The organism is Thioclava sp. F36-7, from assembly GCF_002020075.1.
GTDB classification, from domain to species: domain Bacteria; phylum Pseudomonadota; class Alphaproteobacteria; order Rhodobacterales; family Rhodobacteraceae; genus Thioclava; species Thioclava sediminum.
Genome location: NZ_MPZR01000002.1, coordinates 302,961 through 326,377, shown reverse-complemented (window position 1 = coordinate 326,377; position 23,417 = coordinate 302,961). Strand labels below are relative to the sequence as shown.

22 protein-coding genes are annotated in these 23,417 nt (G+C 64.9%); 1 reads left to right on the top strand and 21 read right to left on the bottom strand.

The window, feature by feature from the left end; genetic code table 11:
• Position 1 precedes the first annotated feature (1 nt).
• The 18 genes from hypC to BMI89_RS04345 form a co-directional block, all read right to left on the bottom strand.
• On the bottom strand, positions 2-289 hold the full coding sequence (hypC, locus tag BMI89_RS04430; RefSeq protein WP_078548323.1) for a HypC/HybG/HupF family hydrogenase formation chaperone: 288 nt from the start codon (positions 287-289) through the stop codon (positions 2-4).
• A complete protein-coding gene (locus BMI89_RS04425) occupies positions 289-1,764 on the bottom strand; it encodes a sigma-54 dependent transcriptional regulator (RefSeq protein WP_078548325.1) in 1,476 nt (491 codons plus the stop codon). The genes hypC and BMI89_RS04425 overlap by 1 nt, the downstream gene beginning before the upstream one ends.
• Positions 1,761-2,660 carry a hydrogenase nickel incorporation protein HypB gene (gene hypB, locus BMI89_RS04420; protein ID WP_078569982.1) on the bottom strand — a complete coding sequence of 300 codons (900 nt, stop codon included), beginning with the start codon at positions 2,658-2,660 and terminating at the stop codon, positions 1,761-1,763. Before hypB ends, BMI89_RS04425 begins: the two co-directional genes overlap by 4 nt.
• The gene (gene hypA, locus BMI89_RS04415; RefSeq protein WP_078520435.1) at positions 2,660-3,001 is read right to left on the bottom strand and encodes a hydrogenase maturation nickel metallochaperone HypA; all 342 of its coding nucleotides are present in this window, start codon (positions 2,999-3,001) and stop codon (positions 2,660-2,662) included. The genes hypB and hypA overlap by 1 nt, the downstream gene beginning before the upstream one ends.
• The gene (locus BMI89_RS04410; RefSeq protein ID WP_078569981.1) at positions 2,994-3,878 is read right to left on the bottom strand and encodes a hypothetical protein; all 885 of its coding nucleotides are present in this window, start codon (positions 3,876-3,878) and stop codon (positions 2,994-2,996) included. The genes hypA and BMI89_RS04410 overlap by 8 nt, the downstream gene beginning before the upstream one ends.
• Positions 3,875-4,708 (bottom strand): [NiFe]-hydrogenase assembly chaperone HybE, encoded by an 834-nt coding sequence (hybE, locus tag BMI89_RS04405; RefSeq protein ID WP_078570170.1) that lies wholly within the window; start codon positions 4,706-4,708, stop codon positions 3,875-3,877. Before hybE ends, BMI89_RS04410 begins: the two co-directional genes overlap by 4 nt.
• A 2-nt stretch (positions 4,709-4,710) precedes the next feature.
• Positions 4,711-5,541: a hydrogenase expression/formation protein gene (locus tag BMI89_RS04400; RefSeq protein WP_078569980.1), complete on the bottom strand. Its 831-nt coding sequence runs from the start codon at positions 5,539-5,541 to the stop codon at positions 4,711-4,713.
• A gap of 4 nt (positions 5,542-5,545) precedes the next feature.
• On the bottom strand, positions 5,546-5,962 hold the full coding sequence (locus BMI89_RS04395) for a hydrogenase accessory protein (protein WP_078569979.1): 417 nt from the start codon (positions 5,960-5,962) through the stop codon (positions 5,546-5,548).
• Between the two features lie 10 nt (positions 5,963-5,972).
• The gene (locus BMI89_RS04390) at positions 5,973-6,293 is read right to left on the bottom strand and encodes a HypC/HybG/HupF family hydrogenase formation chaperone (protein ID WP_038145386.1); all 321 of its coding nucleotides are present in this window, start codon (positions 6,291-6,293) and stop codon (positions 5,973-5,975) included.
• Positions 6,293-6,925 (bottom strand): HyaD/HybD family hydrogenase maturation endopeptidase, encoded by a 633-nt coding sequence (locus tag BMI89_RS04385; RefSeq protein WP_078542012.1) that lies wholly within the window; start codon positions 6,923-6,925, stop codon positions 6,293-6,295. Before BMI89_RS04385 ends, BMI89_RS04390 begins: the two co-directional genes overlap by 1 nt.
• 319 nt (positions 6,926-7,244) lie before the next feature.
• Complete coding sequence (gene cybH, locus BMI89_RS04380; RefSeq protein WP_038145390.1) at positions 7,245-8,021, bottom strand: Ni/Fe-hydrogenase, b-type cytochrome subunit; 777 nt, start codon at positions 8,019-8,021, stop codon at positions 7,245-7,247.
• 5 nt (positions 8,022-8,026) lie between these two features.
• Positions 8,027-8,212, bottom strand: coding sequence for a hypothetical protein (locus tag BMI89_RS04375; RefSeq protein WP_038145392.1), 186 nt, complete (start codon positions 8,210-8,212; stop codon positions 8,027-8,029).
• Between the two features lie 14 nt (positions 8,213-8,226).
• The gene (locus BMI89_RS04370) at positions 8,227-10,023 is read right to left on the bottom strand and encodes a nickel-dependent hydrogenase large subunit (protein WP_038145393.1); all 1,797 of its coding nucleotides are present in this window, start codon (positions 10,021-10,023) and stop codon (positions 8,227-8,229) included.
• A 3-nt stretch (positions 10,024-10,026) separates the two neighbouring features.
• Positions 10,027-11,103 (bottom strand): hydrogenase small subunit, encoded by a 1,077-nt coding sequence (locus BMI89_RS04365; protein ID WP_078548350.1) that lies wholly within the window; start codon positions 11,101-11,103, stop codon positions 10,027-10,029.
• A gap of 225 nt (positions 11,104-11,328) precedes the next feature.
• Entirely contained in the window at positions 11,329-13,593 is a 2,265-nt protein-coding gene (gene hypF, locus BMI89_RS04360; RefSeq protein WP_078569978.1) for a carbamoyltransferase HypF, read from the bottom strand.
• Between the two features lie 102 nt (positions 13,594-13,695).
• A complete protein-coding gene (locus tag BMI89_RS04355; RefSeq protein ID WP_078569977.1) occupies positions 13,696-15,123 on the bottom strand; it encodes a nickel-dependent hydrogenase large subunit in 1,428 nt (475 codons plus the stop codon).
• Positions 15,120-16,118: a HupU protein gene (locus tag BMI89_RS04350; RefSeq protein WP_078569976.1), complete on the bottom strand. Its 999-nt coding sequence runs from the start codon at positions 16,116-16,118 to the stop codon at positions 15,120-15,122. Before BMI89_RS04350 ends, BMI89_RS04355 begins: the two co-directional genes overlap by 4 nt.
• Positions 16,115-17,506 (bottom strand): ATP-binding protein, encoded by a 1,392-nt coding sequence (locus BMI89_RS04345; protein ID WP_078569975.1) that lies wholly within the window; start codon positions 17,504-17,506, stop codon positions 16,115-16,117. The genes BMI89_RS04350 and BMI89_RS04345 overlap by 4 nt, the downstream gene beginning before the upstream one ends.
• 257 nt (positions 17,507-17,763) lie before the next feature.
• On the opposite strand from BMI89_RS04345, the gene BMI89_RS04340 reads away from it, so the two are divergent.
• On the top strand, positions 17,764-19,182 hold the full coding sequence (locus BMI89_RS04340) for a serine hydrolase (RefSeq protein ID WP_078569974.1): 1,419 nt from the start codon (positions 17,764-17,766) through the stop codon (positions 19,180-19,182).
• Here BMI89_RS04340 and cysK read toward each other — a convergent pair.
• From cysK to BMI89_RS04325, 3 genes are all read right to left on the bottom strand, one after another.
• Positions 19,137-20,102, bottom strand: a complete 966-nt coding sequence (gene cysK, locus BMI89_RS04335; protein ID WP_078569973.1) for a cysteine synthase A — start codon at positions 20,100-20,102, stop codon at positions 19,137-19,139. The two genes, BMI89_RS04340 and cysK, sit on opposite strands and share 46 nt — an antisense overlap.
• 591 nt (positions 20,103-20,693) lie before the next feature.
• Positions 20,694-21,653: a glycosyltransferase family 2 protein gene (locus tag BMI89_RS04330; protein WP_078569972.1), complete on the bottom strand. Its 960-nt coding sequence runs from the start codon at positions 21,651-21,653 to the stop codon at positions 20,694-20,696.
• A 67-nt stretch (positions 21,654-21,720) separates the two neighbouring features.
• Complete coding sequence (locus BMI89_RS04325; protein ID WP_078569971.1) at positions 21,721-22,728, bottom strand: glycosyltransferase; 1,008 nt, start codon at positions 22,726-22,728, stop codon at positions 21,721-21,723.
• Positions 22,729-23,417: the final 689 nt, after the last annotated feature.

Below are 23,417 nucleotides of genomic sequence, written 5' to 3'. Positions count from 1 at the left end.
CTCACTCCCCTGCCAGCGCGGCGTCGCCCGCGGCCATTTGTTCCAGCGCCTCCTGCGCCTCGCCAAGATCGCGCAGCGCGATCAGCGTCTTTTCGGCCTCGACCTCGTCGATCAGGCTCATTGCGAAACCGACATGGATCAGCGCCCATTGCCCTACGAGCCCCTCCAGCGCGCCATCCGCCACGCAAGCCACGTTCACTTCGCGGCGCACGCCCGACACCTCGGCCATCGCCATCTGGCGCGTCTCATCGGTGATCGCCACGATCTGGCCCGGAATACCCAAACACATCAGTCACTCTCCTCCTCGGTGGCCACCGACGGGTCGGCGATGCCGTAACGATCCAGTTTCGCCCGCAGGCCCACGCGCGACAGGCCCAGCTCGGCCGCAGCCCGGCTCTTGTTCCAGCGGTTGCGGGTAAGCGTCTCGCGCAGGATGCGCATCTCCATCAGCTCGATCCGGTCCTTGAGCGTGCCCTCGGCGGTCATCACGTCCTCGGCGGCGCGATCGGCGCCCTCATCCGATGGATCGGCCTGCAGGATGTGGCGCGAGATCAGCTCTGCGCCCAGAACGTTGTCCTGCGCGAAGATCAGCATCCGCGTGACCTCGTTGGTCAGTTCGCGCAGATTGCCCGGCCAGTCGTAATTCTCCAGAAATTCCAGCGCCGCCGCCTCGAACCCCATCACCGGCTTGCCGTGGCTCGTCGCGACCTCGGACAGGATCGCCTGCGCCAGCATCGCCACGTCGCCCCGCCGCGCGCGCAGCGGCGGGATCGCGATCTCGCCAAGGCTCAGCGCATAGTAAAGGTCCGTGCGGAACCGCCCCTCGGCGACGCCTGCGCGCAGGTCGCCCGACGCGCCCGCGATCAGTCGCAGATTGGTCGAGACCGCCTCCTGCCCGCCCACCGGGGTCACGACCCCGTCGCGCAGCATCCGGTGTAGCGCAAGCTGCAATGCCGGGCTCGCGCCCTCGATCCCGGCCAGATAGAGCGTGCCGCGATCGGCTTTCTGCGCCAGCCCGATCTTGGCCACGCCACCGGGCAGCACGCCGCGCTTGGCGCCGAACAGCTCGACCATCGCGAGATCTTCCGGCATGCCGGAAATATTCAATTCGTAGAACGGCTTCTCCGAGCGCAGCGAGCCGTAATGCATCGCGCGGGCCATCTGCGTCTTGCCCGTGCCCGGCTCACCCGTCATCAACACCGGCACGTCGAAGCTGGCATATTGCCGCGCGAGAGTGACCGCCGCGTTCATCGCGGAATTGGGCGCGCGCAGGATCGTCTCGAACCCCATCCCCTCGCGCAAGGACCGGCGCCGCTTCTCGACCCGCGTCTCGGTGGTCGAGTTGAGGAACCGCATCTCCAGCGTCAGCCGCTCGTTCTCACGCGACAGCTGGAACATCCGCGCGGCATTGCGGGCCACCGCCAGAAGCTGCTCGGGATGCCAGGGCTTGGCGATAAACTGGTGAATGCCCGCATCATTGATCGCGGCCACCATCGACGCGCTGTCGGTGTAGCCGGTGATCACGATCCGCACCGTTTCCGGCCAGCGCTCGCGCACCTCGGTGAGGAAATCGACCCCCGAGCGGCCGGGCATCCGCTGATCGCAGAAGATCACCTGCACCCATTCCTCTTCGAGTACCGCCATCGCCTCTTCAGCCCCCGGCGCGGTGAGGATCTCGAACTCGTCCTCGAGCGCCATTTTCATCGCCTGAAGCGAATGGGGCTCGTCATCGACGAGGAGGATGGCCGGGGTCGAGCCGGTCATGACGCGGCCTTCCGGTCGAGCCCGCGCTTGAGCCAATCGAGCCACGCCTGCATCCCCTCGCCCGTGCGGGCCGAGACGCGCAGCACCTCGATCTCCGGGTTCACGCGCTTGATGTTGGCCTCGTAGAGATCGAGATCGACATCGCAATAGGGGGCCAGATCGGTCTTGTTGAGGATCGCGAGACCGGCGGCGGCGAACATGTCCGGGTATTTCAGCGGCTTGTCCTCGCCCTCGGTGACCGACAGGATCGCGACCTTCGCGTCCTCGCCCAGATCGAAGGCGGCGGGACAGACGAGGTTGCCGACATTCTCGATGAACAGCAGCGACCCTTCGGGCAGCGCGAGCCGGTCCAGCGCGGTCTCGACCATGCGCCCGTCGAGGTGACAGCCCTTGCCGGTGTTTACCTGAATGGCCTTCGCGCCTGTCGCGCGGATGCGGTCCGCGTCATTGGTGGTCTGCTGGTCGCCCTCGATCACTGCGAGCGGCGCATCGCCCAGCATCTCGATCGTGCGGCACAGGAGCGTGGTCTTGCCCGAGCCGGGAGAGGAGACGAGGTTGGTCGCGAAGATGCCCTTCTGCGCCAGTCGCGCCCGGTTCTTCCCGGCGAAATCGTTGTTTTTCGAAAGGATATCGGTCTCGATCTCGATCAGACGTTCTTGGCTCATACCCGGCACTTCGGTGCCAGCCGCCCCAAGGCCGATATGGATATCGCCGTGGTCGTGGTGGTGATGGTGGGGGGCGTGATCGTGAGAATGATGGCCCTGCGCGGGTGCCTGAGTTCCTTGCGCGAGTACCGCCAGAGGCGCCGCTTTCGGCGCAGCCTGACCGCTCTTTTCCAGATGGGCGCGGAACTGATCTTCCACGCTATGTCCGCTGCATCCGCACACCGTGCACATCAGAGCACCTCCATATCCTTGATCCGCATCTCCTCGCCGCCCTGCGCCAGCAATTTGCCGCCGCCGCAGTTCGGGCAAGGGTCCAGTCGATGTTCGATTTCCACAGTCTCCGCGCAATCATAGCAGAGCGCCTTGCCGGGAATGTCGATAATCTGCAATTCCGCGCCTTCCGCGGGCGAGCCGCGCATCACAACGTCGAAGGCGAATTCCAGCGCGTGTTTCTCGACGCCTGCGAAGCGCCCGATTTCGAGCCGCAGCGTGGTCACGCGCGAAAAGCTGTTGGCCTTGGCCGCATCCTCGATCACGCCGCGGATGCCTTCGGCGATCGACATCTCATGCATTGGCGACCTCCCGCATCAGAACTGGCACGCAGGGATCGAGTATGTCCACTACCAAGCTTGCCAAAGACGCTTTCTCTGCGGGCAGGGTCTCCAAGCTGCGCTGCAACATCCCACCCGGCACGGTCAGATGGTCGGTCGGCGTGATCCGCGTGAGCGCGCTCACACGACCGCCGCTCAGTCTGACCTGCAAGGTATAGGCGCCCCGCGCCGCCGCGACCGAAGCCACGCCCGGCGCGATCCGCCGCGCGGACGGCTGATCGACGCACAGCCGATCCAGATCGACCACGCGCCCCAGCGCCCGCCAGAGCGGCCCGCGGCCATGAGTAGCTTCGGCCTGCCGCATCAAATTCGCATCGCGCACCCGTCCGGCGGCGGAGTTTTCCTGCGGCACCAGCGACAAAGGCTGCGACAGGTCGGGCAGATCGGCCACTGCTTCGCCCGGCGCGAAGCGCTCCGCGATCGCGGCCAGAAGCGGGCTGATCCCCGCACCGGAACTTAGCCAATCCGCGAGCTGCGAGGGCCGCGCATTGCCCCAGATCCAGCGCTGCAACGCCGCGCCGCCCTTCGACCAATCCGCGGGCAGCGGCATCGGGTCGTGACCGATCAGCGCGGGCCAGCGCAGGCATAGCTTGGAGAGATGGTCGCGCAAAATCTCGCGCCGCGGGTCGCATCCGGCGGTCTCCAGCCCCGTCGCCAGCCGCACCGCGAGGCCCTGCGCCATGCCGCACAGGTTGAACAGGCGGGGCATCAGTTCCGCGACCTCTTCGGGGGTCTTGCCCAGCATCATCGCCTCGACCGGGCTCGGCGCGGGCAGCGCAAGCACCGCCTTCAGCCGAGCGCCGTCGCGCGCGATGGTTATGCCGAGCGTCTGGGTCATTCCTCGTCATCCGCCGCGTCGCGCGGCCCATCCTCGGCCAGACCGGCCGAGATCAGCTTGCGCCGGGTCGGTTGCGCCATCTCCTCGACGCGGGCATCTTCCGCCGCCTGTGCGGCCTCCGCCTCTTCGACCGCGGCAAGCTCGGCCTCGCGACCGGCGCGGATTTCGGATTTGCGATCCGTCTCGGCGCGGTTCTCGTCCTTGAACAGTTCCATCATGATCGCGCGGGCGACATCGGTCGCCTGCATCTGCGTCTGGAAATCGCCCATCGGCGAGAAAAGCGAACACGCCTTGTAGCCGCCGCCCATCTCGCGGACGTTATGGATGAACTCGTACGTGCCGGACGGGAAGTCGATGTTTTCCTTGGCGCCGGGGACCAGCGCCGACCAATCCTCGCCCTCGCGCGGCAACATGATCAGGTTCATGAACCACGGACTGACAAGCACGCCGAGTCCGCGCCCCTCGTGCGAGACGAACCCCACCGGCTCGACCGAGAGCGCCTTGTTCACCAAGGGCACGTCGCGCATTTTCGAATGCCAGACCTCGCGGAAATCGGCCGTGAGCTTGGCCACCTGTTCCTCGATCCGGCGCGCTTCCAGCATCGCGGGCGCGCCCGGATCGGACTGCACCATGAACTGCTCTTTCGGTGCGTCGCAATTGGGGCAATGCCAGTCCTCGGGCAGCATCGAGAACGGCGTGCCGGGCAGGACTTGGCGGAAATCGTCGCCCTCCGCCGGATCGTAAGGCGTCCAGCAGATCTTGCATTCCATGATCGCCTGATCGGAAATCCGATCATTGGCGCCCATGTAGCTGCCCTCGAACCCCGCGATGCTCATCGGATCGCCTCCAGCACTTCGACGATCCGCTCGGCGGAGTCGACGAGATCCTCTTTCGCGGCGATCGCCACCTCGGGCATCGTCGTCACTTCGAACGTGTCGAGGATCAGCGTGTCCATCGAGTTAAAGAACTGCACCCGCCAGACATGGGGCAGCGCGGTCGCGGTGACGCGGCAATTGCCGTAACCACGCGACAGTATCGTCACCGCGCCTTCGCCCGTCGCCGCATCCAGCCAGACGAGGTCTTCCTCGGTATGGGGCAGCAGGGTCAGGTTCACCACATGCGGCTCGCCACCCATGAAACTGCCCGATTTATCCTCCAGTTCGGCCATCAGCGCCGGCGCATTCACAACGCCCGGACCGCGCGGATGGGTCTTGCCTTCGGCCTTGCGGAACGGCTCGAAGGCGCGGCTCAGCGCCGCCGAGGGGACCGGACCGACCTCGATCTTGTCGACGCCCGACCCTGCGATCATCCAGACGCCCGCGAAGACCGACTCCTGCACGGCGAGCGCCGGGATACCGCGGATCTTCATCGCGACCTCGCCCTGCCCCATCGTCTCTGCGATGAGCGCGCGGTTCTCCGCGTCGAGATGGCTCAGATCGAAGCTCGCCATGCCGCCTTGCGCCGCCGCCCCGCAGGCCTTCGCCACATCGGCCAGCGTCTTGAGCGCTGGCGTCACGCTGGAAGGGTCGTCGATGTCAGGCATATGCGCCGAATAGGTGCGCATACCCGAAGGGAGCTGCATGTATTCGAGTTGCGCATCCTCGTCTTCGGGTTGCGAGCCGGGACCGAAGCCCATGGGCGGAAGGTGGAAATTGGAAACCATCGTCTCAGCCTTTCGCGGTCAGGATATGAGAGGTGCGGGCGACGTAATCGTCCCAGTCGCGGATCTTCTCGATCGCGCCGAGATACTCGCCCTCGCGGTAGAACAGGAAACCGGGGGCTTTCAGCGCGCGGGTCTGCTGGCGCAGCTCGGTCTCGATCGCATCGCCCACCACCGCGCAGTCGAACGCGTGCTGGAAGGCCATGCGGATTTCCGGCAGCACCACGGCGGCGTCGGGGGTCTCGAGGTTGCGCTTGGCGTCGCCCGGAATGAACAGGCAATGCGCCCCGGGACGCGCGGTGAACTCGGCCACATCGGACATGTTCGCCAGAAGCGGATAGCCCATCTCGTCGATCAGGCGGGTTACCAGCGGGTGCATCGCGCCCGAGGGCTGGGCAGTATCGGGCATTGCGAAATCGTGCATGTGTCTCTCCTCAGGCAGTCGTTTTGCCGGCATCGCGCGCGGCTTGCAGATGGGGCGGCAGTTGCGGCTCGCGGGCGTCGAGATCGGCGAAAGCATCGCCCAGATCGCCGCCCTGCATCAGGGCCCGCAGCCCGCCAAGCGCGGCCGCGATCTTGGTCGCCTCGTCCTCGGTGATCACCTCGCGAGAAGCCCCGAGAAAGGCCAGAAGCCAGTCGCCGGGCTTGGCGTCGGGCGTCAGCGACAAATCGATGATGCCGGGCTGCCCCTCTTCGAGAACCTCGCCGCGGATGCCATCGACCGCCACCAGTTGAACCGGGATTCCGACGCACATCAGGCACGGACCTTCTCGGCGCCGGGGAAGAAGCGGTGATCGCCCATCCGGCAGGCCTCGCCCTCGGTCGGGCGGCCCCCTTCGTACGCGCCACGACGGATCGAGGCATCGGCAAGGTCATCGGCCTGCGTCACGCCTGCCGCGACCGAAATACCCCAGCGCGCCAGTTCGGCTTCGCATTCGCGGATCGCGGGCTCGATCTGGGCGGCGACCGCGGGGCGCAGCCCGCCACCGTAATCCTCCAGCTCAACCGGCTGGCAGCCGATCAGCGTCAGCTTCGCCGGGCAGCGGTTCATCAGCTGCGCGGTGGCGATCACGTCCTGAAAGCCGGTCTGGTGCAGGCTCATTTTCTTGGCGCCCATGAAGGCGGGCACGTCCGCGTCGCGCAGCACCCGCATCTCGCCCGGCTCCAGCCCGAAATCGATCGCGTCGAAGACGATCAGCGCGTCGGCCTCTTCGAGAAACGGCAGGAGATACAGGCCCTGCGTGCCGCCGTCCAAGAGCTTGACGTTGTCCGGCACGGCGCGGGTCTCGGCCATGACCTCGACGCAACGCACGCCGAAGCCCTCATCCGCCCAAAGAACGTTCCCGATACCCAGAACGAGCACCCGGCCCGGCGCAAAGTCCAACATGATTTCCTCCCTCTCCCCGAGGCGGCAAGCGCGTTGCCATCCTCGCCTCGAACCGACAATAGGCTTTGCAGGTGGGCGGGTTTCACGGAAATCGCACGGAACTGCGACAATCTGTCTAGTCTTTGTTTTTACTAAATTTTCTTGGAAAACACACCGCCATCAAAGCAATCAAAGTGGAAACTATATTTCCATCTAAGCAGGCTTTTGCAATGAAATCTTCCACAGGCGGCGCAACGCTGGAAACAGCTCGAATCCGGGCCCAAATGCAGAACGGGCGCGGATTGACCCGCGCCCGTTCGCCCTACCACTTCACGAACCGTTACTCGATACGATCGTCCTTAAACGTCCGATGGCCGGAGATCATCGTGGAGACCATCGACTGACGGCTCATGATGTCTTCGCGGATCGCCGCGTAGATGTGCACGATCATGAAGATCACGATGGCCCACATTCCCAGATGGTGCAGCGTGTGCAGCCTCTGCGAGTTCTGCACGAGACCCAGCACCCAGCCCATCAGCGTATCGGGCAAAGAGCCCTGTCCCGCACCTTCCGCATAGAGCGCCCAGCCGGTGATCAGCATGAAGGTGATCCCGAGCGTCATGAAGAAGAACATCGCAAGCTGTGCCAGCGGGTTGTGACCGACATATTTCTTCGGCGTCTTCTCAAGGAAAGCATACCAGCGCAGCTCGTGCCCCAGCTCTTTCCACCAGCGCTTGCGCCAAACCGGCACGTAGAACAGCTGGCGGGCGTGGTGATTGCCCACGAAGGCCCAGTAGATGCGCCCAAAGAAGATCACCGTCAGGACCTGCGCCGCCGCGAAATGGCCGAAGCGGATATAGCCCATGACGAATTGCTCGGTCGCTTCGCCGATCTGCAGCGACGGCAGGGGCGCACCGATCAGGAAACCGGTCACGATCAGCACCGTGATCATCAGCGCGTTGAGCCAGTGCCAGAGGCGCACAGGCGCCTCGTAGACATAGACGGAGGTCCGGCGGCGGATCGAGTCGAGATCTTCCTCGGTCGCGTCGCCGGTCAGGCGGGAGGCCTCGAAGGCCCCTGTCGCCTTGGGGTTTGGCGTGTGGATCGTGTCCTCCATCGCCCTTACTCCTTGCGGACGCGCTTGACGGCGCGGGCGATCTCGACGGCCACATAGGCCAGGGCGATCGCGCCGGCCGCCATCGCGACATGGGCGATGGTGTGCCCTTCCGCGCCGGGGGCCACCGCGTGGCCCGGATGGGCCAGCGCAGGACCTGCGATCATGCTGAAAGCGAATGCGAGTTTCTTCATGATTTCCTCCTCCCTCAGCGCACCTTGACGGTGGTGAGCTCTTCGCCGTCGGGCGACATCACATGGGTCGAACAGGCAAGGCACGGATCGAAGCTGTGCAGGGTGCGCAGGATTTCGACCGGCTCTTCGGGACGCTCCACCTTGGTGTTCATCAGCGACGCCTCGAAGGCCCCGATATTGCCCTGCGTGTCACGGGGCGAACCGTTCCAGGTGGTGGGCACGACGCATTGGTAGTTCTCGATGCGCCCGTCCTTGATCTTGACCCAATGCCCCAGCGCGCCGCGCGGAGCCTCGGTCATGCCGACGCCCTTGGCCTCTTTCGGCCAGCTCGACGGGTCCCATTTCTCGACATTGGCGGTGCTTTCGTCGCCATTCTTGATGTTGGTCATCATCTTGTCGAAGAAATGCCGCTGCAGTCGCGAGCAATACTCGGATTCCAGCGCCCGCGCCGCGGTGCGACCCAGCGTCGAGAAGACCGCATTGAACGGCAGGTCCATCTTGCGCAGCAGGCCGTCGACCTGGTTCTTGATGTCCTCGTGACCCTTGGCGTAGCCCACGACGTAGCGCGCGAGCGGCCCGACCTCCATCGCGTGCCCCTTCCAGCGCGGGGCCTTGATCCAGCTGTATTTCGCAGCCTCGTCAAGCTCGATGATATTGGTCCGCGTGCCTTTGGCGTTCGGCCCGAGCTCGTATTGCGGCTCGGTCACGCCATCCCACGGGTGCAGGCCCTTGCCTGGCTCGCCATAGGTGTACCAGGAGTGATCGACGAATTCCTGCACCTGTTCGGGATCGCGCGGATCGACGTCATGCACCTCGTTGAGATTGCCGTTGATGATCGCGCCACGCGGCAGATGAAGCTGCTCGGGCGAGAAGTCGTTCGGGTTCTCGGGGATGTCGCCATAGGCGAGACAGGCCTGCGACGACAGACCGCCGCCATAGAGCCAGTTCTTGTAGAAGCCGCCGATCGCGATCACGTCGGGGATATAGACGTTCTCGTTGAACTCCTGGCACTTGTCGATGATCGAGGAGACGAGATTCAGCCGCTCCATGTTGATCGCACCGACCGAGCCGACGCCGTCGATATTGATCGGGCACGGCACGCCGCCCACCAGCCAGTTCGGGTGCGGGTTCTTGCCACCGAAGATGGTGTGAACCTTCACGATCTCCTTCTGAAGATCGAGCGCCTCCAGATAGTGCGTCGTTGCCATCAGGTCCGCTTCCGGCGGAAGCAGATAAGCCGGGTTGTCCCAATAGCCGTTTTTGAACAGCCCGAGCTGTCCGCTTTCGACGAATTTCTTGAGACGGTTCTGCACGTCCCGGAAATAGCCTGGGGAGGAGAGCGGATGGCTCGGGCTGACCTTCTGCTGCAGCTCCGAAGTCGCCTTCGGGTCTGCGCGCAGGGCGTTGACCGGATTGACCCAATCGAGCGCGTGCAGGTGATAGAAATGCACGATGTGGTCATGGATCTGCAGCGCGAGCTGCATCATGTTCCGGATCGAATTCGCATTGTCGGGGATCTGGATCCCCAGCGCATCTTCCACCGCGCGGACCGAGGTCAGCGCATGGGTGCCGGTGCAGACGCCGCAGATCCGCTCGGTGAAGGCCCAGGCGTCACGCGGATCGCGGCCCTTCAGGATCACCTCGAGCCCGCGCCACATCGTGCCGGTCGAGACCGCGTTGGTGATCATGTTGTTTTCGTCCACATTCACTTCGCAGCGCATGTGACCTTCGATCCGTGTCACCGGGTCGACGACGACCCGCTTGCCCGAATTGTCCATCGTGTAGCCGTTCGGCGTGTTGAGAACCGACATGGATTACGCCTCCTCGTTCTTCTTCTGGGCGCGTTTGAGCGCGGAGACGGCAGCGTGAACTGCCACCGCACCGCCGACGACGGCCGCCGTGGTGCCGCCGACCACATCGGCATTCGCTTCGATCCCGAATTGCTTGATGTTGGTGAGCCGGTCGTAGAAGGAGCCCTGATCCCAGAACCCGTCCTCGGAACAGCCGATACAGCCGTGACCCGACTGGATCGGGAAGCTGACACCCTCGTTCCAGCGCACGGTCGAGCACGCGTTGTAGGTGGTCGGCCCTTTGCAGCCCATCTTGTAGAGGCAATAGCCCTTGCGCGCGTTCTCGTCGTCCCACGTCTCGACGAACTGACCAGCGTCGAAATGCGGACGGCGGTAGCATTTGTCGTGGATACGCTGCGAATAGAACATCTGCGGACGGCCCTGACGGTCCAGCTCGGGCATCCGGTCGAAGGTCAGCATGTAGGTGATCACGCCGGTCATCACCTCGGCGATGGGCGGGCAGCCCGGCACCTTGATGATCGGCTTGTCGGTGATGACCTTGTGCACCGGCGTGGCGCGCGTCGGGTTCGGGGCGGCAGCCTGCACGCAGCCATAGGAGGCGCAGGCGCCCCAGGAGATAATGGCTTTCGCGTGCTCGGCAGCGTGGCGGAGTTGGTCCACGAAGGGCTTGCCGCCCACGATGCAGTACATCCCATCTTCGTTGAGCGGCGGATTGCCCTCCACGGCGAGGATGTAATTCCCTTTATACTTGTCGATCGTCTCCTGCAGCGCGGCTTCCGCCTGCGCGCCCGCCGCCGCCATCAGCGTGTCGTCATAGTCGAGCGAGATCATCGAGAGCACGACATCCTTGGCCAGCGGGTGGGCAGAGCGGATGAAGCTTTCCGAACAACAGGTACATTCGAGCCCGTGCACCCAGATCACCGGGGTGCGCGGCTTGGTTTCCATCGCATGGGCGATCTTGGGCACATAGGCCGGGCCGAGACCCAGCGCCGCCGCCGTCAGCGAGCAATATTTCATGAAGCTGCGGCGGGTAATCCCCTGCCGACGCATCACGTCGTAAAAGGTTTCGATCGCAGGCAAAGTGTCCCTCCCTCTGTGATCCCGATGACCGGATTCTCCCTCCTCCCGAGGGGAATACGCATGTGTGATCTCAGGATTGGCAGGTCGGGTCCGCGAACAGAACGAAATAATGACAGGATGCCGCAGGCGCGAATTCCTGTTTGTTTCCGATATGTTGCCTGTCAAAACCCCGGTGCGGCGCGGGGCCGCACTGGCACGTCAGTGACCAGCTTTCCGGGATTCCGGTCAGTCTCTTTCCGACTGCGCCGCAGCAATCACCGCCTGCCCCAGTGCCAGCGAGCCGTCATTCGCCGGCAGCGTCCGATGGCGTAGCACCGGCAGATCGCCCAGCGCCGCGCAGGTGAGCCGATGCAACAGCGCGTTTTGATACACGCCACCGGTCAGCGCCACGGCTTTCGCGTCTCCGCTTTCGATCAGAGACCGCGCCCGGCGGGCAATGCCCTGCGCCAGCGCGACATGGAACCGCAGCGCGATGGTCTCGGGCGCAACCCCGGCCTCCAGATCAGCGGAGAGCGCCTGAAAAAACGGTCCGGTCTCGAGCACACCGCCCGCATCCGAGAACGCATAGGCCCCGGCCTCCGCCGACTCCCCGTGTGCCAACGCGTGCGCAGCCAGCGCCTCAAACCGCATCGCGGCCTCGCCCTCATAACTCTGCCGCATCGGGCAAATCCCGAGGCAGGCCGCCACCGCATCGAAGAGCCGCCCCGCCGACGAGGACAGCGGCGCGTTGATCCCCTTCGCCGCCGCCTGACGCGCCAGATCGCGCGGGGCCTCCGGGAACAATCTGTCGGCCAGCACCGCCAGCCCAGCCGCATCGAGCCGCACCAGCGCGTTGCGCCACGGCTCTGCCTGCGCCCGGTCGCCACCGATCAGCGGCGCGGGCTCAATCCAGCCGTGCCGCGCGAACCCATGATAATCGCCCAGCAGCAGCTCGCCGCCCCAGACCGTGCCATCGGGGCCCAAGCCAAGCCCGTCGAGCACGATCCCCGCGACTTTTCCGCCCTCCAGCGGCCAGCCATTCTCGGCCATGCAGGCGGCGAGATGCGCATGGTGATGCTGCACCTCAACCAGCCGCAACCCCTCCCGCACAGCCCGTTCGGCCCCGTGGCGCGAAGCCCGAAAATCGGGGTGCAGATCGACAGCCACCACCTCGGGACGATGATCGAACAGCGCAGCATAATCCGCATCGGCCTGCTCGAACGCCTCCCATGTCAGCGCCTCGTCCAGCTCGCCCAAGTGATGGCCCAGCAGCGCCTGCCCGTTCTTGATCAGGCAGATCGCGGCCTTCATCTGCCCGCCATAGCCCACAACCTGCGGCGCGCCCTCGAACCCGTCGGGCAGCGGCAAGGTGCCCGGCACCTGCCCCCGCGCGCGGCGCAGCACCATCGGCGGATCGGCCCGCACGACGCTGTCATCGAGCCGACGCGCGATCTCGCGGTCATGCATCAGGAAGGCATCGACGAAGCCAGCCAGTTTCTCCCGAGCCTCACCGTTTCCGATCACCTGCGGCTCGCCCGAGAGATTGCCCGAGGTCATCACCAAGGGTCGCCCCTCTTCCCCCCGCGCCCATTCGCGAAGCAGCAGATGATGCAGCGGCGTATAGGGCAGCATCCAGCCGAGGCTGTCCTGCCCGGGCGCCACCGCCTCCGGCAACACCTCCCCCGCCTTTTGCAACAAAACGATCGGCGCCGCAGGATCGCGCAGCAGTTCCGCCTCGGCCTCTGAGACCTTGGCGTAGCGCCGGATGGTCTCGATCTCGCCCATCAGCGCGAAGGGCTTTGCAGGCCTGCGCTTGCGCTCCCGCAATAGCGCCACGGCCTCGGCATTGGTCGCATCGCAGGCGAGATGAAACCCGCCCAAGCCTTTCACTGCGACGATGCCCCCGCCCTGCAAAACCGCTCCGACCTCTTCGGCAGGACGCTCTTCCCCGCCCATTTCCAGCCGCACCCGCGGCCCGCAATCGGGACAGGCGATCGGCTGCGCGTGGAAACGTCGATCCGCCGGGTTCTCATATTCCGCCCGGCAAGCCGAGCACATCTCAAACGGCGCCATCGTCGTCTGCGCCCGGTCATAAGGTAGCGCGCGCAGGATCGTGAAACGCGGCCCGCAATGGGTGCAATTGGTAAAGGCGTAGTGGCGCCTGCGCCCGTCACCCCGGATTTCCGCAAGACAGTCCGGGCAGGTCGCCGCATCCGGCGTCACCCGCGTCTCGGCCCCCGCCCCCTGCGAGGCCACGATAGCGAACCCCTCGGGTGCTGCATCGAAGATAAACTCCGACACCTCCACCGCATCGACCCGCGCAAGCGGCGGTGCTTCATCCGAGATCGCCTCGGCCAAACCGTCCAGCGCCCCCGCCACCCGGATCAGCACCCCCTCGGGATCGTTGAGCACATGGCCCGAAAGCCCACGCTCCTGCGCAAGCCGCCAGATGAAGGGGCGAAAACCCACCCCCTGCACCTGCCCGCGCACCCTGATCTCGAAACCCTGCATCTTCCTCTTGGCTCAAATATCCCGGGGGTTTGGGGGCAGCGCCCCCATATTCTTCAACGTTTCTCGCCCTCCGGCGATGGCAGGGACAGAGCCCCAACTTACTCAATGCACCGTGCAGACCATGCAGGGATCGAAGCTGCGCACGATATGCTGCACCGAGACCGGCGTGGTCTCACCCGCCGAGACCGGCGCGCCGACCAGCGCGGCCTCCAGCGGGCCCGGCACACCCTCCGCGTCGCGCGGGCTGAAATTCCACGTCGTGGGCGCGATGATCTGATAGGAAGCGATGCGCCCGTCCTCGATCCGCAACCAATGGCCCAGCGCGCCCCGCGCGGCCTCCACCAGTCCCGCGCCCTGCCCTGCCTCGGGCAAATCGCCCTGCACCATGAACGCAGCAGCCGGGTCGATGCCTTTCGCCAGCCCCTCCATGAAGGCTTGCGTCCGCGCCAGTTCCAACAGCCGCCCCGCGACCCGCGCCAGCACGCCGCCGCCCGCCAGCGCACGCGCCAGCGGATGCCCGTCCACGACCTGCCGCGCGAGCGCGCCGGTCTCCACCGTCTGCCCGTTCAGCCGCGGCGCCTTGCACCAGCTGTAGGCGGTCTCGCGCATCGCCTCGTCGGGCCGTGTCTCGCCCTGCCAGGGATGGGCCTGCGCCCCCAGCATCCACGCATGGCTGAGGTCTTCCGTGATCGCGCCGAAATCGACTGCGCCCAAGGACCCGTCCCACAGCCCGCGCCCAAAGCCATAGCCCTCGGCCAGCGGATAGGCTCCGAAGCTCATATACCGCCCCGAGCCGCGCCCGAGCCGGTCCAGATCCAGATCGGCCGCGATGCGCAGGAACAGCCCCGCATCGCCGGTCTCCCACGCCATAAGCTGATCGACGGTCTCGATCGCGCAGAACGCCTCCAACGACCCGCCGAAAACCACCTCCTCCAGATAGCGGCGGAAAGCGCGCAACGTCGTCTCGATGCGCACCTTGTCGCGGGGCCCGGGCGCGCGGGTGACGCCGCCCGGCTGGATCGCGAGCGTATGGGGCCATTTGCCCGCCATCAGCCCGAGGATATGCATCAGCTCGGCACGCGCCGCGACCGCCGCACGCTGCGCGCCGCCCTCGGCGGGGGTAAACCGCGCCACGGCCCGATCGAACCACGGATTACCTGCGTAAACGGGGCGGATGAAATCGGGCATGAAGAACAGGTTGAAATGGAACAGGTGGTCCGAGACATTCTCGACCGCATGGATCAGCGCCGCCATGGCCGCGCCCTGCGGCGTGGGCTCCAGCCCCATCGCCGCGCCCAGCGCGCGCGCCGCCGCCGCCGACTGGCTGATCGAGCAGATGCCGCAGATCCGCGGCGTGATCGTCAGCGCATCGCGCGGGTCTTTGCCTTCCAGCATCCGCTCGAACCCGCGATAGAGCGGCGAATTCACCTGCGCCGCGCCCACCGCCCCATCGGCGAGGTCGAGATGCACTTCCAGATCGCCCTCGACCCGGTTGAACGGGCCCACGACGAGGCGCGGCGTCTCAGTCATCTGCGTCCTTTCTGCTTGCGGATCGTCGGCGTCACCTCGACCCGGTCGGCAACCGCGTTCTTCGCGATCCGCTCGGGCGTCGCCGCCTTCGACAGCGAGGCGAGCGCCATGAACCACGCTTTGGGCATATCGGTCGGAAGGCCCACCGGGATGCCCGCGATCTTCGGCGTCTCGGTGAAAGAATGGCGCGGTTCCTCGAACTCGGGCGCGGTGCAGTTGATGCAGGGATAGCCCCCCGAGGTACACGACCCGTCGCCGTTCCACGGCCGGATATTGCAATCGCCCACGGCCTGCGTGCCGATGCAGCCCAAGTTCTCCATCATGCAGCCGATATCGGACAGCTCCACCGCCGAGGCCTTGTATTCGTAGAACTCGTTTTTCGAGCAGCCGTGATGGACGAGGTGCTTGGCATAAAACAGCGGCCGCCCGAAGGCGTCGAGATCTTCCGCCCCCAGCGCGCCTTCATTCAGCAGCATAAGCGTCTCGGTCACCCAGTCGGGATGGGTCGGGCAGCCCGCCACGTTGATCACCGGCAGGCCCGAGCCCGAACGGAACTCCACCGGCAGCGCCCCGCCCGGCAGCGCGCCGTCATATTGCACGCCGACCGCATCGGAGGGGTTGCCGCCCGCCGAGGTCACTCCGCCATAGGTCGCGCAGGTGCCCACCGCGACGACATGGCGGGCTTTCGGCGCGAGGCTCACCACCCAGTCGAGCATCGAGCGCCCGGTGCCGGACACCATCTGGAACTTGCCCGTCCCGCGCGGCCCGCGGGCGATGGAGCCCTCGACGGCCAGCACGTCCAGCGCGATCTCGCCGCTCTCGACCGCCTCGAAAATCGTTCGCACCTCCGCCCCGGTCTCGAGGCTGACCGTCGGGTGCCAGAGGAACTCGATTCCCGCCCCGCCCAGCGTGTCGAAGACATTCGGGGCTTCCGCGCAAAGGAGCGACATGGTGCAGCCACCGCAGCCTGCCGCTTGCAGCCAGAGAACCTTCATTCCGCCCCCTCGCCCAGTTCCAGATCGAAGGAGAAACAGGCCCCGCCCAGCGCCGACCCTTTCGGGCAGAGCCGCAGACGCCCGCCATGTTCCTCGATGATCTTATGACTGATCGCGAGGCCCAGCCCCGTGCCCGCACCCACCGCCTTGGTGGTGAAGAACGGATCGAAGATGGCCTGCGTCAGTTCCTCGGTCACGCCGGGGCCATTGTCGCCAACCGACAACGTCCCGCGTCCCTCCATCACGCGCGCATCGACCTCGATCCGGCCGGTGCCCTCTTCCAGCCCCGAGAGCGCGTCGATCGCATTTTGCACGAGGTTCATCACGACCTGTTGGATATGTCCCTGCCGACCGCGCACCTGCAGCGTCCCCGCGCCGGTGAAGGCGATCTCGACCCCGGCCTTGGAGCCGCGCTGCACCCAGTTCGCCGCCACCCGCGCGGTCTCAACCAGATCGAAGACGACCATCTCGCCCGAGCCTTCGGCACTCAGCCGCCGCAGATCTTCGACAATGTCGCGCACCCGTTCGGCCCCGTCGCGCGCGCCCTCGATGGCCGAGCGCAGGTTGCGGATTTCACGGTCGAGCTTCAGCTCCTCGCGCAGGGCGATCAGTGCCTCTCGATCCGCTCCGGCCTGCACTTTCTCGAAATAGGCCTCGAACTTGCCCGCATAGCGTTCCAGCGCATGGGTATTCGCGTAGACGAAGGAAATCGGGTTGTTCAGCTCATGCGCGACGCCAGCAAGCAGACGGCCCAGCGAGGCCAGCTTCTCGTTGCGCACCAGCTGCGCCTGCGTCGATTTCAGTTCTTCGTGGCTGCGCTCCAGCTCAGAATAGGCCTGCCGCAGCTCGCCCAAGGGTCGCCCGGTCAGCACATAGCCGGCGATGCGCGACCGCTCGTCCATGCGCGGGCTGATCGACAGCTCCAGCGGCGCGGGGCCTTCCGGCCCGCTCAGCGCCGCTTCGATCGTCACCGGTTTGCGGGTATTCGCAGCCTCCGCCAGCCCGCGATCCAAGGCCTCGACCGAGCGCGCATCGAACATGCCTGCGAGCTTGCGACCATGCCATGCGCCGGGCGGCTCGCCAGTCAGGCTTGCGACCGAGGCCGAGGTTTCCAGCACCTCGCCCGAGCGCGAAATCACGATCAGCGCATCCGAGACCGAGGCGAGGATCGAGCCCAGAAACGAGCGCAGGTCTTCCAGCTCGTGGTTCTGCTGCTCCAGCCGCTCCTGATAGTCCACCAGATCGGCATAGGTCCGGTCGACCGCCGAGAGCACATCGAACCAGACGTCTTCGCCCTCCCCCTCATCCGCGCCCGGCGCGTGGCGCAACAGCCCGGCCAAGGTCGGGTCCAAGGGGTGCTGGCTATCGGGTGCGGACTCGCGCGACATGACACTCTCAAAGCCGGGCGCAACGGGCGCCCATCCCTTATCGCTAGCCCATTCGCAGCGCTCAGTCCATGATCTCGGCTCCCGCACCGAGGGGCGGATTTCGTGTCAAAAGACGCACCATACCCCAAGATGACCTTCCGTCAGCCCGCGCCTCGCCCTCTTGGCAAGGGCGCGCGCTTTGCCAAAACTACAGCGCGAGCGCAAACAGGCGGGTGACTTGGCGCGTCCGGCGCGGCGGGAACCCGAGGGAGGACGAGATGCGGGGATGGAAAGCGGTGCTTGCCGGGATCGGCGGGCTTGTCGTGGCGGCGGTGCTCTATGCGGTTATGGTGCCGCCGGAGCTGCTGCGCGTGGGCGCTGGCTATAGCGCGAAGATCACCTGCTCGGCGGAAGCGCTGCAAGGCCGTGACCCCGATGAAGTTCTCGAAACCGATGTGCAGGCGCCGGGCAACCCGTTGCTGCGCGCCTTCTGGGTCAGCACGGATCGCCGGGCAGGCCGGGTCCGAGCCGCCTTCGCCGGGATCATCGCGCCCACGACCGCCGAGGAGCGCGTGGGCCTTGGCTGCGCGACCTACCCCGATGGCAATCTGGCCGACGCCGGCGATCAAAGCGCCCCGCCCGCGCCGGGGCCCAGCAAAAGCGCCGCCCTCTGGCCCACCGGTGCGCAGACCGACCTGACCGGGCAAGGCCGCTTCGAAGCCGTCTTGCGCGACGATGCGCTGACCGGGCCGGGGATGCGCGCGGTGGTGGTCATCAAGGATGGCAAGCTGGTGGCGGAGCGCTACGGCGATGGCTTCGATGCCGCGACGCCGCTTCTGGGCTGGTCGATGACGAAGACCGTCACCGCGGCCCTTGTCGGCACCGCGATCGAGGCGGGCAAGCTGCGGATGGACCAAAGCGACCTGCTGCCCGAATGGCAGGGCGACGACCGTGCGAAGATCACCGTCGCGCAGCTGATGTCGATGTCGAGCGGGCTGCGCTTCAACGAGGATTACGGCGACGTCTCGGATGTGACGCGGATGCTCTATCTCGAGCCGGACATGGCGGAATTCGCGGCCTCCCAGCCGCTCGAACATCCGCCGGGCACTCATTTCAGCTATTCCAGCGGCACCGCCGTGCTGCTCTCGCGCATCTGGCAAAATGCGGTGGGCGACACCTCCACCGCGCTCGCCTGGCCGCGCCGCAAGCTGTTCGACCCGCTCGGGATGAGTTCGGCCACGCTCGAGACCGATGCCTCCGGGACTTTCGTAGGCAGTTCCTACCTCTACGCCACCGCGCGGGACTGGGCGCGCTTCGGCCAGTTCCTGCTACAGGATGGCAAATGGGATGGTCGGCAATTGCTGCCCGCCGAATTTGTGCAGCGGATGCATGCGCCCGCCCGGACCGACGGGGTCTATGGGCAAGGCATGACATGGCTGGCTGGCCCGAGCAATCAGCAGAAAGCGGGCGATGATGCGCGGTTCGGGCTGCCCGCCGACACCTATTGGCTCGAGGGGCATGACGGGCAAACCGTCACCGTGATCCCCTCGGCCGATATGGTCGTGGTGCGGATGGGGCTGACGCCGTCGGACCTGAACTACCGCCCGCAAAAGCTGGTGGCGGCACTGCTGGATGCGGCGAAGGCCACGGCTCACGCCTCGTCGAACATCCCTTCGAACAGCGCCGAAGACAGGTAACGCTCGCCCGAATCCGGCAGCACGACGACGATGGTCTTGCCCGCATTTTCCGGCTCGCGCGCGAGACGCAGGGCCGCCGCCGCAGCCGCACCGCAGGAGATCCCGGCGAGGATACCCTCCTCGCGCGCCAGCCGCCGGGCGGTCTCGATCGCCTCGTCGTTGCTGACCTGCTCGATCCGGTCCACCAGATCCATGTCGAGCACCTTCGGCACGAAGCCCGCCCCGATGCCTTGAATCTTGTGCGGACCGGGCTGCAGCGCCTCGCCCGCGCGGGCCTGCGACAGAACCGGGCTGGCTTCGGGCTCGACCGCGACCGAGATCACCGGCAGACCCTTTTCCTTTTTCAGATAACGCGAGACGCCGGTGATCGTGCCGCCCGTGCCGACGCCCGCGACGAAGATATCGACCACGCCATCGGTATCCTCGAAAATCTCCGGGCCCGTGGTCTTCTCGTGAATCTCGGGGTTCGCGGGGTTGTTGAACTGCTGCAGCAACACGTAACGGTCGGGATCGGAGGCCGCGATCTCCTCGGCCTTGGCGATCGCCCCCTTCATGCCCTGCGCGCCTTCGGTCAGCACGAGCTTCGCACCATAGGCCAGAAGCAGCTTGCGCCGTTCGATGCTCATCGTGTCGGGCATGGTCAGGGTGATCGGGATGCCGCGCGAGGCGGCGACGAAGGCCAGCGCGATCCCGGTATTGCCCGAGGTCGGCTCGACGATCTCCTTGCCGGGACCGAGCACGCCGCGTTCCTCGGCATCCCAGATCATGTTCGCACCGACGCGGCATTTCACCGACCACGCCGGGTTGCGCCCCTCGATCTTGGCCAGAACGGTCGCGCCCGCGCCCTCGGTCATGCGGTTGAGCCGCACCAGCGGCGTGTTTCCGATGCTGAGCGAATTGTCTTCGTAAATACGTGCCATGCGCGCGCTCCCTTCCTGTCGTTTGCCGCGCCATCAAAGAGCAACACGCGCGGAAGGGAAAGACGAAAGCCTCGCATCGCTGCGAGGCTTCCACTTCTTTACCGGGCAACTGGCAGCACCCGGAGCTTTCCGAACGCCGTTACGAGAAAGCCAAATCCGGCGGACAGTACGAGCCGTGTCCGTCATAATCGTCATCCTTGTGTCCGCGACCGCGGCCGCCATGCGTCAGATCTTCGAGAGACCCCAAATGTTTCAATTTGGGCCGCTCATACCGGATGGCGTCATTTTTGCTTCGAGAATTTTCAATCACCACATATACCCCCACGTTTGATTGAATATAGAAAGGGTTACACAGCTCTGATGAACCGCTAGCGGTTTTTGCGGCGATTCAATCCGCGGTTGCGCGCGCATTTAAAAGTCACCCGAAAATGCTTAAAAAACGCGCATTTACGGGCTGGATTCCTGAATTTAACGGAATTGCGATCGGCGGCGGCTGGCCGAAAACCCCTCCGCAAGACAAGAGGGAATCGCCTGACCGTCAGCTATTCGCGGCGGAACGTTCTGTTTTAACACACTTAATGCGTGTTAAATTCAGCTACTTACTCTCGGCAAAGTAGCATCTACGGAGGAATGAGCGCGGCCGACAAAGCGCACGGCATTCCGCTTTAAGACCGCCTTTGGCTCGAAATTCCCCGGCACCCCATTCGCCGCAATCCCCGCCTTCTGGAGCGCCTCGATCCGTGCCGAACGCGGTATCCGCAGAACCTCGCCAGCCAGAAATGCGTCCTTCGCCTCTGGCGAGGTGCGGCCCCAGATCGCCCGTTGAAGCCGCGTGATCGACGCCTTGAGATCAAGCTCGCGCCGCAGCCACCCCTTGTCGAGGCCCAGATTGCGAGTGGTTGATGTCTCGTTCTCTGCCCACGCGGCCAGCCGTTCGCGACAGACATAGACAGGTTCGGAGATCAGAGCCGTGCGCAGATATTCCTCCAGCGTCGGGATCGTATCGACCTTCACCGCCAGACTGCCCTTCATATTTCGCGACCAGAACAGCGCACCGTTCGACACGCCGATCGATCCGAAGATCGCCAGATGAACCTCTTCGGGCGTGTAGGTGCGCTCGTCATAGACATCATCGAAAATGCCCTTGTCGCCGAGACGGGCGTTGGGCGTCCGGCTTTCGTGCTCGATGACCTGGCTCAGCATGCAGAGGTTCACCCCCTGCTGGGTGCAAATCTCGTGGCCTCGCGCAAGGTAGTCAGGGAAGACTTGGTTATCGTCTTCCAACATGCAGAAGTAATCGGCCTTGTAGGGGTTCTCTTTGAGAAAGCAGTCATCGAGATTGCGCGTCATGAATTTCTGCGGGCGATTCTGCACGTAGTGAACCCGCGGATCGCCAATCTCTTCGACCATCGCACGACCGCTCGCATCGGGGCAGTCGTCGCGCACCTCACAGACCCAGTCCTCGAAAGTCTGCGCCTGAAGCGTGCCTATGGCACGCCGCAACAGGTCGGGGCGCCGATAGGTCGGCATACGCACGAGCGCTAACGGCATTGGAACACCTTCTTCGTCGAAAAGAGGTCTGACCGACCGCGGCGCACCAGTCGCTTACAGTGCGGCATCACGCGATCCTCTCAAACAAGTCCAGAAAGCGCCGAGCGCCGCGCTCCAGGGAAAGCTCATCGAGGATGTATTCGCGCGGCTGATACTCCGGCAGCCGCGCCCAGAAGTCCTCGAACCGGTCTTCCATATTCGCACGCGTCCAACGCAGCCCGCATCGATCGTCAAAATAAGGAACGGCCGAGACTTCCAAGCCTTCGGGGACGAACTTGGCACCGAGCGGGTCGACGAGTTCGCCTTCATCCCACGCGAAGACCGGAACGCCGGAAGACATCGCCTCCTGATAAGCAAGGCCTTGGGTTTCGTGCTCGGTCACGAAGATCAATGCACGCCCCTTGGCCAAGGCGCTGCGATACTCTGCCAACTCGTGCTCGCCATATTTCAGCTCGACCGAACTCAGGCCGCGGCGTTCGAGCATTGCCCGCAGCGGCTGCATCGTATCCGCCTCGCGCGCGGCGTGGTTCCAGCGGATCTTGTTGTAGATGACACAGTCGATCTGCTTTCGGTTCTCAGCGAGAAGCGGCCATCGATCCGTATCGATCCCGACGAACATCGGGGCCATTTTCGCGGCGACCTGCGGTGTATAAAGCCGGATCGGCCATTCCGACGGCTGCGTCACGATCTGATAGTTCCGCTCGGCCAGCATCGCCTCGGCGCGGTCCGGATAGGGAACCCAGCCGGGCCCGAACAGGGTCGGATTGGGCAGAACGACATCGCTCCAGACCGACTGATGACCGGCAATGGCGATCGGTCTGTCCGGTGACCGACGGGCGAGCGCGAAATCATTGATCCGAACGTCATACCCGTTTCGCCGAAGACTTTCCGTCAGGTTCAGGAACGCCGTGAAGAACCCGGTATAGGGCTGCTTTCGCTTCAATTTGCGGTAGCTGCGCCGCGCAACCCCGCGCAGCTGCGAAAGCTGCCGCCCCAGAGGCATCTCCCAGGCGCGCATCTCGTAACCGTCATAGAAGACGGGAATAACCTTGTTCGTGAAAGCTGCCCCAGCCAACGTCCACCTTCCCCTTCGCGCTGCGATCGCGCCGCAAACCGAAGTGGCTTTTCGGGGATCACATGCCCCGCACGCGACGCCCTATGCACTTCAGATGTCCTCCAAGGGTTTCCATGACGCGCCGCTCCGAGCCAGCCCGCAGGCAATTCCCGCCACTCGTGCAGCCATGGACGCACAATCACTCAGCAGTGAAAGGTGCAAAAGATGCCAAGCGCCTATTCAGCAGGCATTTTATCGACAACCCACTAACGAATTTCCGTAAACCCTAATTCTGAATAGGCAACCAAGCGGGTTCTCTCAGAGCGCGCGTCGAAAGAACTCTCATTGCGTAAATAGAATCGCTACCAAAGCGCCAAGCAGCCTCGCTGCAGCGCAGAAAGCGCCGCCGATTATTCGTTCACATTACGCACAGTTTCTAAGCGCCTTGGATATTCGCGCGACGTTTCCGCATGCCGCGCGGTAATTCGGCAAACCTGCCCTCCTTAGCATTTGACCGGAAACTGCGCAGATCGAAGCCTGATTTTGCGGTGGTTGGTTTTCGTCCGCTCCGCGCCGCGTTTCAGGCGATCTGGAGGAAGTTGAATGACTCGAAGTGGGCCCGATGCGAATGTCCCGCCCCTGCAGACTGACGGTCACGCGGACCATGTGCAGATCGGTGACTGCCACGCCGTTGATCGCGCGGCAGCGTG